We start from the raw sequence: 12,575 nt of genomic DNA, 5'->3' as shown, positions 1-12,575 counted from the left end.
CTACCAGTCCCCGCCGCCGAAGTCGCCGCCACCGCCGAAGTCGCCACCGCCGCCGTCCCCGCCGCCGAAGCCGCTGAAGTCGCCGCTGTTGAAGTCGCCGCCGGTGTAGTCGCCGCCCTCGTTCTGGTCCTGGTAGCCGTGGCCGCCGTCCATCATCGGCCCCGCGGCGTAGGCCGGGGAGCTCATCATCGAGCCGAGCATGGTGCCGACCAGCAGGCCGGGCAGCAGGCCGCCGCCGCCGAAGCCGCCGAAGTAGCCGCCCGCCCAGGGCGCGTACGCCGGGCCGGCGTTCCAGTACGGCTGCGGGCCCTGGTCGGTGTCGACGGTGCGGATGGCCGGGTCGAGGCCGGCCGCCAGCCGGTCCGCGTCGGCCTGGCAGACCGGGACGGTGCGCGCGGCGCCGCCGGCCGGGGACCAGTCGACGTCCTTGACGGACGGACCGTGGCGCGGGTCCATGAAGCACGGGGGACGACGCTCTGGCAGCGGGCGCTGCTCCCGCCGCGCGCTCAGGGTGGCCAGTGCGAACCGGCCGTCCTCGATCGCCTCGGTGACCTGCCGGACGTCCTCGGGCCGCTTGGCCTCGTCCATCAGGCGCTTGGACTTCTCGTACGAGTCCAGGGCGTGGGTGTAGTCGGTGCGCTGGGCGTCGTCGGCGCCCGGCGCGCCCGGGTTGAAGTCGAGCCGGTCCAGCTCCTCGCCGAAGGCGGTGATGTCCTCGTCCACCACGCGGCGCAGCTGCTCCAGTTCGGCCCGGGCCTTCTCCTCCTTGCGCTTCTTCGCGCGGCGGAAGAGGAAGAAGACGCCGGCGCCGGCCAGGGCCACCAGCACGACCGGGATGACCACCCAGGCGATCGAGGTGCTGTGGTTGACGCCGGTGCCCTTGGCCTGCGGAGCGGCCTGGTCGACGAAGTCGTTCAGGGTGGCGTCGATGTCGCCGTTGTGGGAGCGGAAGGCGGCGCCGGAGATGTTCTTCGCCACGGTCGGCTTCAGCGCGCCCGCGTCGGAGTTGGCGGTGAACTCGTTGCCGCGCCAGACGGCGTAGACGCCGTCGATGCCCACCGTGGTGCGCAGGTCCCGCAGGACGGTGGCCCTGCCGTAGGCCGGCGAGTCGGGGACGACCGCGACGAAGATCGGCTTGTCGGCCTTGTCGATCTTCTTCGTCAGGGCGTCGGCCTGCGCCTGGCTGAAGCGGTCGGTCATCGCCGGGTCGACGTAGACCTTGCCCTGCTTCAGGGCGGCGGAGGCGTCGCTCAGCCCGCCGGCGGCCGAGGCCGCCGGGGCCAGCAGGAGCAGCAGCCCGAGCAGCGCCGCCATCAGGGCAAGTGGCCCGGCGCCCCGGGAACGTCGTGCAAGGGTTCTCATGCCCCCGACGCTACCGCGAGTGACGTCGGAGCACGCCATACCCTTCGCATACTGGTGGTGGCAGGACTCCCCGCCGTCCGCCGGGGCCGCTCCCCTCCTCGGGGATGATGTTTCCCGCGGCCGACCCGGAGGCGGGCTCCGCGCGGGAACCGCGGGAGCCGCCGGGACGTACGTCCCGGCGGGCCCGCCCGGTTCCGGGGCGGCCGCAGGGTCGATCCGCGGGGTGCTCCAGGGGCGTCCCGACCGTACCGCGCGAGCGGGCATAGTGGTCCCGGACCGCCCGTCCATGACCTGTTCTCGACCCAACTCCCGATCGGAGCACCCGGTGATCATCGGCCTCGTCACCGCCGTGGCGGCATCCGCCTGCTACGGCACCGGCTCGGTCCTGCAGGCCGTCGGATCCCGCCGTTCCGCCCGGGAGGAGGCCGCCAAGGGCGCCGACGGCTCGACCACCGAGCACGGCGGGCCCAGCCTGTCGTCGACCGCGAAAGCCGCCGTCACCTGGGAGTTCATCGTCGGTACGGTGCTCGACCTGATCGGTTTCGGGCTCGGCGCGCTGGCCGCGCGACTGCTGCCGCTGTTCCTCTCCCAGACCATCATCAGCGCCAACCTGGTGATCACCGCCCTGCTCAGCATCAAGCTGCTGGGCATCAGGCTCAAGCAGTTGGAGTGGGCCTCGATCGGCGTGCTCTGCTCGGCGCTGGTGCTGCTGGCCGTCTCGGCCGGCCCGGAGGGCGGCCACCACGCGGACACGGCCTTCCACTGGTGGCTGCTGATCGCCACCACCGTGCTGCTGGCCGGCGGCAGCCTGCTGGTGCGGCGGATGGGCGCCAACGGCGCGATCGTCGCCGGCCTGCTGTCCGGTCTCGGCTTCGGCGGCCTGGGCATCGGCGTGCGGATCCTCAACGGCGTCGACCCGTTCGAACTCGGCACGCTACTCTCCGACCCGGCGCTCTACGCGATCCTGGTCGGCGGCCTCGGCGGCATGTACATCCACACCGTGGCGCTGCAGATCGGCTCGGTGAACGGCGCCACGGCGGCCCTGGTGGTCGGCGAGACGGTACTGCCCGGCGCCGTCGGCGTGCTGTGGCTCGGCGACTCCTCCAAGGCCGGCCTCGGCTGGCTGGGCGTGGCCGGCTTCCTGCTCGCGGTGGTGTCCGCGGTCGGGGTCGCCTACTTCGGCCAGGACTCCCACGGCACGCCCGGCGACACCGGCGCCGAACACCCCGAACTGGCCCGCAAGTAGGGCGGCCTCAGCCCCCGCTGCGGGCCCGCGGCACGCGCTGGCAGCGGGGGCAGAAGTAGCTGGAGCGGTTCATCCAGGCCACCCGCCGGATCGCGGTGCCGCAGCGGCGGCAGGGCTCGTGCTCGCGGCCGTAGGCGTCGAGGTCCCGGGAGAAGTAGCCGCTCTCGCCGTTCACGTTGACGTAGAGGCTGTCGAAGCTGGTGCCGCCGACGGCGAGCGCCGCGGTCATCACCTCCCTGGCGTTGGCCAGCAGCACGGCGGCCTGCGGGCGGGTCAGGGTCGCGGTCGGCCGGTCGTGGTGCAGCCTGGAGCGCCACAGCGCCTCGTCGGCGTAGATGTTGCCGACGCCGCTGATCAGGGTCTGGTCGAGCAGGGCGCGCTTGACGGTGGTGCGCTTGGCGCGCAGCGCGGCCGTGAAGGCCTCGTCGTCGAAGCGCGGGTCGAGCGGGTCGCGGGCGATGTGCGCGATGGAGACGGGCGTGCCCTCCGGGTCGCCGTCCTCGGCCTCCTCGACCGCCAGGCCGCCGAAGGTCCGCTGGTCGACGAAGCGCAGTTCGCGCCCGCCGTCGGCGAAGCGCAGCCGGACGCGCAGGTGCGTCTCGTCCGGTACCGACGGGTCCTGGACGAGGAGTTGGCCGCTCATCCCGAGGTGGCCGATCAGCGAGAAGCCCGTACCGCTGCCGGACAGCGGCACCCACAGGTACTTGCCGCGCCGCTGCGCGGTGCCCAGGGTGGTGCCGGTCAGCCGGGCGGTGAAGTCGACCGCGCCGGCCGGCTGGCGGCGCACCGCGCGCGGGTGGAGGACCTGGACGTCGGCGACGGTCCGACCGGCGACCCAGCCGGCCAGACCACGGCGGACGACCTCGACTTCGGGGAGTTCGGGCACGGGAACACTCCTCCTGCGGGAACGGCCGGGCAGGGGGAGGCTGCGTCGGCCCCCCTCCTGCCCGGTCGCTCGCTGCGCTCGCTCTAGGCCCCGGCGGGCAGCCGGTCCGCGTACTTCTCCTTGATCGCGCGCCAGGCGCTCTCGGCGGCCTTCTGCTCGGCTTCCTTCTTCGAGCGGCCGACGCCGCTGCCGAAGTCCTCACCGGCCACCCGGGCCGCCGCGGTGAAAGTCTTCTCGTGGTCCGGACCGGACTCCATGACCACGTACTCGGGGACGCCGATGCCCACCGAGGCGGTGAGCTCCTGGAGGCTGGTCTTCCAGTCCAGGCCGGCGCCCAGCTGAGAGGACTCCTCGATCAGCGGGTCGAACAGCCGGTGGACGAACTCGGTGGCGGCGTCCAGGCCGCGGTCCAGGTAGACGGCGCCGATCACGGCCTCGACGGTGTCGGCGAGGATCGACGACTTGTCGCGGCCGCCGGTGCCCTCCTCGCCCTTGCCGAGCCGGATGAACGTGCCGAGCTCCAGGCCCCGACCGACGTCCGCGAGCGCGCGGGAGTTGACCACCGCGGCGCGGAGCTTGGCGAGCGTGCCCTCCGGGACGTCCGGGTGGACGCGGTAGAGGGTGTCGGTCACCACCAGGCCCAGCACCGAGTCGCCGAGGAACTCCAGGCGCTCGTTGGTGGGCAGACCCCCGTTCTCGTACGCGTACGAGCGGTGGGTCAGGGCACGTACCAGAAGGGCGCGCTCGAGCGTGTACCCGAGGCGCCCTTCCAGGACGTCGTATTCGGTCGAAGCCGGCCCGCCGGCCTTGCCGCCGCCCGAAGTACCCTTCGGGGCGGTGGACGCCTTGCGGGTGGAGTTACCGTCCGACATCGATCCGTGCACCCTGCCGATCAGACCGAGAGGACCTGGCGGCGGTTGTACGTGCCGCAGCTCGGGCACGCGATGTGGCCGAGCTTCGGCTCGTGGCAGCGGTCGCACGCCACGAGGGCCGGAACGACGGCCTTCCAGTTGGACCGGCGGTGGCGCGTGTTGCTGCGCGACATCTTCCGCTTCGGAACAGCCACGGCTACTTCTCCTGGTTCTCGGCGAGACCCTCACGGGTGTCGCTGTTCTTGATCCCGTCACCCTCGTCGCCGGGGGCGGCGGAGAGTCCCTGCAGAGCCGCCCACCGGGGGTCGGCGGCATCGTGGTGGTGCGCCGGGTCGTCGCTCAGGCGTGCCCCGCATTCGGAGCACAGGCCCAGGCAGTCTTCCTGGCACACCGGCTGCAGCGGCAGTGCGAGCACCACCGCGTCACGCAGCACCGGCTGGAGGTCGAAGAAGTCGCCCTCCAGACGGTAAGTCTCTTCGTCCGAGTCCTCGTCGAGGTCCTCGGTCCCGGTGGTCCGGGCGCGGTGGCGCTCGTCGGACTCCGGGTAGTAGTACAGCTCCTGGAAGTCCACGTCGATGTCGAAGTCGACGGGCTCCAGGCAGCGGACGCACTCGCCCTCGACGTGGGCGTCGGCGGTGCCGGTGACCAGCACTCCCTCGACCACGGACTCCAGGCGGAGCTCCAGCTCGATCGGGCTCTTCTCCGGGACGCCGATCACGTCGATGATCCCGAAGCCCTCGGGGGCTTCCAGGGTCCGGCTCACCTTGCGCATCGAACCCGGACGACGGCCGAGCTCGTGCGTGTCGAACACGAGGGGGTCGCGGTGGTCGAGGCGGTTCACGGTGTCCTGACTTCCATGGGGGTGATCGGTGCGTCTCCATCAGGTCGGCGCCGCGAGGGCAAGCCGACAGTCCGACGCGGAGAGGCCGGAGTGGTCAGACTACCGGAGTCTCCCGCCAGGCCCAACTTCGGTCCCGTCAGGAGACTCCGCGCAGGTCCGCTAGCGGCCGCCGAGCTCCCGCAGCCTGGTCATGTCGATCATGCTGGTGTCGAAGAAGCTGGTCTCGTCCAGGCCTTGGCCCGGCTGCTGGCCGTGCTGCTGCCCGTGCTGCCCCTGTTGCTGGTGCGGGACGGCCGGCGGGGCGGCGGGCGGCTGCGGGTAGTTGTAGCCGTCGTACGGCTGCGCGCCGTAGCCCGGCTGCTGTTGCTGCTGTTGCTGCTGCTGGTAGTCGTAGCCGCCCTGCTGCTGGGCCGGGTAGCCCTGCTGCTGGTAGCCGCCCTGCTGCTGGCCCCACTGGGCGTTGTACGGGTCGCCCTGGCCGGCCGGGTCGTAGCCGCCGCCGTACACCTCGGCGTACTGCCCGCCCTGCTGCTGGGCGGCCGCGTACTGGTCGACCCCCTGGTCCTGCCAGCCGGCCGCGGCCGGGGTCTGCTCCGGCCAGGTCTGCTGCTGCGGGACGTCCTCGCGGTACCAGGCGAGGTCCGCGCCGTCACTGTCCGCGGCGAAGCCCGCCGCCACCGCCTCGGCCCGCTCCTTGGCCTGCTGCGCCTCGTCGGCGGCGGCCAGGTAGGCGCCCAGGTCGTCGATGGGCCGCTTGCCGAGCAGCTTGTCGCGGCCCTTGCCGACGGCCTCCAGGGTGGCGCCGAGCACGTTCTCCAGGGTGGCGAGCTTCACATCGACGTACTCGTCCACCTCGGGGCTCGGGCTGAGCCGCTGGGGGCGGAACTCCTCGCCGTCGGCCTCGGCGTCGTGCTCGTTCTCGAAGACGCCGGCGTCGCCGCGCAGCTTGGTCCGGCCGCGGCCGACCGCGCCGAGCGTCTTGGTCAGCACGACCTCGAAGTTGGCGAGCTTGCTGTCCACGTAGTCGTCGGCCTCGGCCCGCTTGGCCTCGACCTCGGCCCGCGCCTCGGCGAGGATCCGGTCGGCCTGGGACTGCGCCTGGCGGACCACCTCGGTGTCCGAGATCAGCGAGCCGCGCTCGGCGTGCGCACCCTGGATGATCAGCTCCGCCTCGGCCTGGGCACCGGCCACCACGTGCTCGTGGTCGGCCATCACCGACTGGGCCTGGGCGAGTTCGGCGGGCAGGGCCGCCTTGAGGTCGTTGAGCAGGCCGATCAGCTCGGCCCGGTTCACCACGCAGGAGGCCGACATCGGCATCGAGCGGGCGTTCTCGACCGCCGCCACGATCTCGTCGACCTTGTTCTGCACGTCCACGGGTCTTCGTCTTTCCGTGTGCCGCCGACGGTCCGGCGGAGGCAGGCCCGACGCGGTGGACCTCACCGCAGGGCAGGGATACAGACTGTACGGCCAGCGCGGGGCGGGGTCACAACGCCCGAGCCGTACCGGCCGCCCACCCCTCGGACAATCCGTGACGAACCGGCAGAAAGAGACAACCGGCGGACTACTGCTCGGCCTTGCGCTCCGCGATCCGCTCGACCAGCCGGCGGTGCACTGCCTCCGGCAGCAGGTGCGAGACGTCACCGCCGTACGAGGCGACCTCCTTGACCAGCGTCGAGGAGAGGAAGCTGTACGTCGGCGAGGTCGGCAGGAAGAGCGTCTCAACGCCGGTCAGCCCGTGGTTCATCTGCGCCATCTGCAGCTCGTAGTCGAAGTCGCTGACGGCACGCAGGCCCTTGACGATCGCCGGGATGCCGCGCGCCCGGCAGAAGTCCACCAGCAGGCCGAGGTGCGACTCGACCACGATGTTGCCGTACTTGGCGGTGGTCTCCTCGATCAGGGCGATCCGCTCCTCGACCGTGAACATGCCCTGCTTGTTCCGGTTGATCGCGACCGCGACATGCACCACGTCGTACAGCTTCGAGGCCCGCTCGATGATGTCGAGGTGACCGTTGGTGATCGGGTCGAACGAACCGGGGCAGACGGCTCGGCGCATGACGTGTGTGCTCCCTCGTCGGGTGACGGCTCTCGCGGGCCCGCGGCCCGCTACTCCTGCTCGCCGGCCGCGTCGGCGGCGCGACCGTACCAGAGCGTGCCCTCGCCGTAGCGGCGGGAGCGCAGCCCCTCGAAGCCCTCGGGCCAGCCGAACTCGCCGCCACGGGTGCTGCGCTCCACGGTGACGAGTACGTCCTCGGCGAGCCAGCCCCCAAGCCGGAGTGTGATCAGCATCTCGCGCAGTTCCTCGTCCGTCACGGCGTACGGCGGGTCGAGGAACACCAGGTCGTACGGCCTCTGCGGGGCCGGTCCGGTGATCACCTTCTCCGCCCTGGCGGCCTGCACCTCGGCGCCCGGCAGGCCGATCGTCCGGACGTTCTCCCGGATCACCCGGGCCGCCTGGCCGTCCGCCTCGACCAGCAGGACGTGCTCGGCGCCGCGCGACAGCGCCTCCAGCCCGACCGCGCCCGATCCGCCGAACAGGTCCAGCATCCGGGCCCCGTGCAGGGTGCCGCGCAGCGCCTCCAGGGTGGAGAACATCGCCTCGCGGGCCTTGTCGGAGGTCGGTCGGGTGCCCCGGCCGGGCGGTACGGCCAGCCGGCGGCCGCCGGCCGCCCCGGCGATCACGCGGGTCATGGTGGTGGGAGGTCCTTTCGTCGCTGCCCGACCACGCTATACGGGTCGGGGCCCCGCCGACGCGTCGGTGGGGCCCCGGGGGTCAGCGCATCAGCTCGCGTCCGCCGCCGCGCCCTGGGCCGGGACGGCCGCGCCGAGCAGGGCCGGCGAGGCGTAGCGGGACCAGGACAGGCAGCCGTCGGGCGGGCAGAACTCGGGGCGGCGCGGGTCGTGCCCGAGCTCGCGCAACTTGGTCCGGACGGAGTCGGGGGTGCGGCCGAAGCGGGCGGCGATCCGGGCGACGGTCTCACCGTCGTGGAGGCGCCGGACCAGCTCCTCCTCGTGCTGCGGCACCCAGGGGGCGCCGTGGCCGGGGTACAGCTCGCGCAGCACGTCGCGGTCGGGGATGGGCTCGGAGACGTCGGCGACGATCGCCAGCGCCCGCAGCGCGCGGTTGAGCGCGATCCGCAGCGAGGCGACGTCCTCGACCGGCAGGCGGAGCCTGCCCGAGGCGAGCGGCGTGGCGGCCGCCCCCTCGCGCCAGCCGGTCAGGGTGAGGGTGACCTCGCGGTCGTCGTCGCTGGCGAGTTCGATCCGGAAGACCTTGTCGCCCAGCGGGAGCTCGTTGAGATGACGGAATGCCATGGCAGGACCCCCAAGTGTCGTGCCAGGTACGCACCTTGGGGGTGCGCCCTGAACACCTTCATTCTCTCGCGGGGGTCTGACAATCCCGGGGCCGCGCGGGGCCGCTCAGCCCTTCTCCATGTAGGCCGCGCGGTCCTCGTCGAGCAGGCTCTCCAGCGCGGTGCGCAGCTCCGGGTGCGCGGCCAGGTCCGGGTCCTCGGCGACCAGCCTGGTCGCCTCCGTCCGGGCGGTGAGGATGACCTCCTCGTCCTCCAGCACCGAGAGCACCTTGAGCGAGGACTTCACCCCGGACTGCGCCTGGCCCAGCACATCGCCCTCCCGGCGCTGCTCCAGGTCGATCCGGGACAGTTCGAAGCCGTCCAGCGTGCCCGCCACCGCATCCAGCCGGGCCCGGGCGGCGCTGCCCGCGGGCATGTCGCTGACCAGCAGGCACAGGCCCGCCGCAGTGCCGCGGCCGACCCGGCCGCGCAGCTGGTGGAGCTGGGAGACGCCGAAGCGGTCGGCGTCCATGATGACCATCGCGGTCGCGTTGGGGACGTTGACGCCGACCTCGATGACCGTGGTGGCGACCAGGACGTCCACCGCGCCGGCCGTGAACCGGCGCATCACCTCGTCCTTGGCCTCCGGGGCGAGCCGCCCGTGCAGGACCTCCACCCGCAGACCGGCGAGCGGGCCCTTCACCAGCTTCTCCGCGGTCTCCACCACCGAGAGCGGGGGCCGCCGTTCGTCGCTCGCGGCGCCGGCGTCGGCGACCTCCTCGAAGCCGTCCTCGGCCGCCTTCCGCTTCTTCCGGGACTCGCCCTTGGCCGGGGGCGCCGGCTCCTCGTCCCCGATCCGGGGGCAGACCACGTACGCCTGGTGGCCCTTGTCCACTTCCTCGCGGACCCGCTCCCAGGCCCGGGTGAGGAAGTTGGGCTTCTCCAGCGCCGGCACGACGTGGGTGGAGATCGGCGAGCGGCCGGCCGGCAACTGGTCGAGGACGGAGGTCTCCAGGTCCCCGAAGACGGTCATCGCGACGGTGCGCGGGATCGGGGTGGCGGTCATCACCAGCAGGTGCGGCGGCTGGTCGCCCTTGGCGCGCAGCGCGTCCCGCTGTTCGACGCCGAAGCGGTGCTGCTCGTCCACCACGACCAGTCCGAGGTCCTGGAACTGGACCTTGTCCTCGATCAGCGCGTGGGTGCCGATGGCGATCCCGGCGTCCCCGCAGGCCATGTCGAGCAGCGCCTGGCGGCGGGCGGCGACGCCCATCGAACCGGTCAGCAGCGCCACCCGGGTGCCGAGGTCCGAGCCGCCGAGCAGGCCGCCCTCGGCCAGGTCCCCCATCATCTCGACGATCGACCGGTGGTGCTGCTGGGCCAGCACCTCGGTGGGCGCCAGCAGGACGGCCTGGCCTCCGGCGTCCACCACGGCGAGCATGGCGCGCAGCGCGACCAGGGTCTTCCCGGAGCCGACCTCGCCCTGCAGGAGGCGGTGCATCGGGTGCTCGGTCGCCAGGTCGGCGGCGATCTCGGCGGAGACCTTCCGCTGGCCCTCGGTGAGGGTGAACGGCAGCCGGGCGTCGAAGGCGTCCAGCAGCCCGCCCGCGCGGGCCGTGCGCGGCTTGGCGGGCAGCGCGGAGTCGGCGGCCCGGCGCTGGGCCAGGGCGACCTGGAGCACGAAGGCCTCGTCCCAGCGCAGCCGGCTCTGGGCACGCTCGCGGTCGGCCTGGTTGCGCGGGCGGTGGATCAGCTCCAGGGCCTCGGGCAGCGGGATCAGGTCGTGCCGTTCGCGCAGTGCGGCGGGCAGCGGCTCGCCGACGTCGCCGAGGTGCTTGGTGAGCGCGGTCTCGACGCAGATCGACAGCTTCCAGCTGGGCATCTGCGCGCTGGCGCCGTACACCGGGATGAGCCGGCCGGCGAACTGCCGCGCGGCGTCCGATCCGGCGTCCTCGTCGAGCAGTTGGTAGTCGGGCGAGACCAGTTGGCGGGTCCGGTTGAAGGCGCCGACCTTGCCAGCGAACAGGCCCTGGGCGCCGGCCCTGAGCTCCTTCTGCCGCCAGCCCTGGTTGAAGAAGACCAGCGAGAGCCGGCTGCGGCCGTCGGTGACGACGACCTCCAGGCGGTCGCCCTTGCGGCCGCGGAACGGGATCAGGGTGACCTTCTCGATCCGGGCCAGCACGGTGACGTGCTCGTCGACCTCCAGCTCGTCCAGGCTGGTGAGCTGGCCGCGTTCGGCGTAGCGGCGCGGATAGTGGTGCAGCAGGTCCCCGACCGTGCGCAGCTTGAGACTGTCGGCGAGCACCTTCGCGGTGCGGTCGCCGACGAGCTTGGTCAGTGGTTCATCGAGAGCGCCCATCAAGCCCCTGTCTACACCAAGGGGGCGACAGAGCGGGCCCCGCCGCCGGCGGCACGCGACCGGCGGGCGGCGGCGGGCTCACTCCACGCCGATGAGCAGCGGCGCCGACCCCTGCCCGCCGTGGAAGACCACCGCGTCCACCTCGGGTCGCCGGTGCCGCACGTGGGCGACCAGCCGTTCGGCCAGCGCCTCGTCGGTGCCCTCGCCGAGGACCAGGGTGACGAGTTCGCCGCCCGCGCCGAGCATCCGGTCCAGCACGCTCTCACCGACCTCGGACAGCCCGGTGCCGATCACCGCGACGTCGCCGTCGATCAGGCCGAGCACGTCCCCGGCCTGGCAGACCCCGGCCATCGTCCAGGACTCCCCCTCGGCGACGGCGAGTTCGGCGCACCGGGTGGCGCCGGCGGCGGAGGTCATGGCGACCACGTCCTCGTCGAAGCGGCGGCCGCCCTCGTGCACCGCGAGCGCCGCCAGCCCCTGCACCGGCGAGCGGGTGGGCAGCACGGCGATCCGGACGCCCTCCTCGCGCAGCTGGTCGGCGGCGGCCCCGGCGGCGGCGCGCAGCTCGGGGTCGTTGAGCAGCAGGACGACCTCGCGGGCGGCCGAGCGGCGGACGGCGGCGGCGAGTTCGGCGCTGGCCGGCGGCCGGTCCGGGTCGGCGTGCAGGACGACGGCGCCGGCCTGCTCGCAGAGTTCGGCCAGGCCCTCGCCGGAGACCACGGAGAGCACCGCGCGGGCCCGCTCCTCGCGGCGGCCGCGCTCGGCGGCGGTGCCGGCGCGGGCGGCGGCCTCGGCGAAGTGCGTGATCCGGATCTGGTGCGGGCGTCCGGCCTCGACCCCGGCCTCCACGGCGGCGCCCGCGTCGTCCACGTGGACGTGCACGTTCCACAGGCCGTCGCCGCCGCCGATCACCAGTGAGTCGCCGAGCCCGCCGAGCCGTTCGCGCAGGGCGGGCAGCGCCTCGTCGGGTGCGTCCAGCAGGTAGATGACCTCGAAGGCGGGGTGGCCGGGGCCGGGCGGGCGCAGGTGCACCTCGCAGTGGTCGGCAGCCCGGAGGTCCCCGCGCAGCGCGACCGGCCCCATCGGCTGCTGCCCGGCGACGGCGTCGGCGAGGGCGCCGAGGACGGCCACCAGGCCGCGCCCGCCGGCGTCCACGACGCCGTTCTCGGCCAGCACGGCGAGCTGCTCGGGGGTGTGCCGCAGTGCGTCCCGGGCGGCCCGGTACGCGGTGTCGGCGACCTGCGCGAGCCCGTCCCCGGCCCGCACCGCCTCCCGGGCGGCGACCCGGGCGACGGTCAGCAGGGTGCCCTCGACGGGCTCCGCGACGGCCTGGTAGGCGGAGTCGGCGGCCCGCTGCAGGGCGGTCCGCAGCTGTTCGGCGCCGCCGCCCTCGGCCAGCGTCTCGGCGGTGCCGCGCAGCCACTGGGCGAGGATCACCCCGGAGTTGCCCCGGGCGCCGACCAGCGCGCCCCGGGCCATCGCCCGCACCGCGTCGGCCAGTCCGGGCGCCGGGTCGGCGGCGGGGTCGGCGAAGCGGCTCTCCACCGCGGCGGCGGCGGACTCGACGGTCAGGTAGAGGTTGGTGCCGGTGTCGCCGTCCGGGACCGGATAGACGTTGAGCGCGTCGATCTCCTCGCGGGCCTGGCCGAGCGCGCGCAGGGCCAGCTGGCACCAGGTGCGCACGGCCGGGGCGTCGAGCGTGTGCAGCACCAGGTCTCCTCC

The 12,575-nt window shown here is 73.5% G+C and carries 12 protein-coding genes; 1 reads left to right on the top strand and 11 read right to left on the bottom strand.

Annotation, left to right across the window (positions count from 1 at the left end; genetic code table 11):
* On the bottom strand, nt 1-1,362 hold the full coding sequence (locus AC0B61_RS28730) for a hypothetical protein (RefSeq protein ID WP_471744066.1): 1,362 nt from the start codon (nt 1,360-1,362) through the stop codon (nt 1-3).
* Between the two features lie 325 nt (nt 1,363-1,687).
* On the opposite strand from AC0B61_RS28730, the gene AC0B61_RS28725 reads away from it, so the two are divergent.
* Complete coding sequence (locus AC0B61_RS28725; RefSeq protein ID WP_471744158.1) at nt 1,688-2,608, top strand: DMT family protein; 921 nt, start codon at nt 1,688-1,690, stop codon at nt 2,606-2,608.
* A gap of 7 nt (nt 2,609-2,615) precedes the next feature.
* On the opposite strand, the gene mutM is transcribed toward AC0B61_RS28725, so the two are convergent.
* The 10 genes from mutM to AC0B61_RS28675 form a co-directional block, all read right to left on the bottom strand.
* Nucleotides 2,616-3,494: a bifunctional DNA-formamidopyrimidine glycosylase/DNA-(apurinic or apyrimidinic site) lyase gene (gene mutM / locus AC0B61_RS28720; protein WP_471744064.1), complete on the bottom strand. Its 879-nt coding sequence runs from the start codon at nt 3,492-3,494 to the stop codon at nt 2,616-2,618.
* A gap of 83 nt (nt 3,495-3,577) precedes the next feature.
* Complete coding sequence (rnc, locus tag AC0B61_RS28715; protein WP_471744062.1) at nt 3,578-4,366, bottom strand: ribonuclease III; 789 nt, start codon at nt 4,364-4,366, stop codon at nt 3,578-3,580.
* A 20-nt stretch (nt 4,367-4,386) separates the two neighbouring features.
* Nucleotides 4,387-4,560, bottom strand: a complete 174-nt coding sequence (rpmF, locus tag AC0B61_RS28710; protein ID WP_030056747.1) for a 50S ribosomal protein L32 — start codon at nt 4,558-4,560, stop codon at nt 4,387-4,389.
* Nucleotides 4,561-4,562: 2 nt separating this feature from the next.
* Entirely contained in the window at nt 4,563-5,207 is a 645-nt protein-coding gene (locus AC0B61_RS28705; RefSeq protein ID WP_471744060.1) for a YceD family protein, read from the bottom strand.
* A gap of 159 nt (nt 5,208-5,366) precedes the next feature.
* On the bottom strand, nt 5,367-6,581 hold the full coding sequence (locus AC0B61_RS28700; RefSeq protein ID WP_471744058.1) for an ATP synthase F0 subunit B: 1,215 nt from the start codon (nt 6,579-6,581) through the stop codon (nt 5,367-5,369).
* A gap of 187 nt (nt 6,582-6,768) precedes the next feature.
* Entirely contained in the window at nt 6,769-7,260 is a 492-nt protein-coding gene (coaD, locus tag AC0B61_RS28695) for a pantetheine-phosphate adenylyltransferase (RefSeq protein ID WP_471744056.1), read from the bottom strand.
* Nucleotides 7,261-7,310: 50 nt separating this feature from the next.
* Nucleotides 7,311-7,895, bottom strand: coding sequence for a 16S rRNA (guanine(966)-N(2))-methyltransferase RsmD (gene rsmD, locus AC0B61_RS28690; RefSeq protein ID WP_471744054.1), 585 nt, complete (start codon nt 7,893-7,895; stop codon nt 7,311-7,313).
* Between the two features lie 90 nt (nt 7,896-7,985).
* Entirely contained in the window at nt 7,986-8,519 is a 534-nt protein-coding gene (locus tag AC0B61_RS28685) for a hypothetical protein (RefSeq protein ID WP_471744052.1), read from the bottom strand.
* 105 nt (nt 8,520-8,624) lie between these two features.
* The gene (recG, locus tag AC0B61_RS28680; RefSeq protein ID WP_471744050.1) at nt 8,625-10,853 is read right to left on the bottom strand and encodes an ATP-dependent DNA helicase RecG; all 2,229 of its coding nucleotides are present in this window, start codon (nt 10,851-10,853) and stop codon (nt 8,625-8,627) included.
* A 78-nt stretch (nt 10,854-10,931) separates the two neighbouring features.
* Nucleotides 10,932-12,563 carry a DAK2 domain-containing protein gene (locus tag AC0B61_RS28675; protein WP_471744048.1) on the bottom strand — a complete coding sequence of 544 codons (1,632 nt, stop codon included), beginning with the start codon at nt 12,561-12,563 and terminating at the stop codon, nt 10,932-10,934.
* Nucleotides 12,564-12,575: the final 12 nt, after the last annotated feature.

This window comes from Kitasatospora sp. NPDC023385, from assembly GCF_055664045.1.
This window is presented reverse-complemented; position numbering and strand designations above follow the sequence as displayed.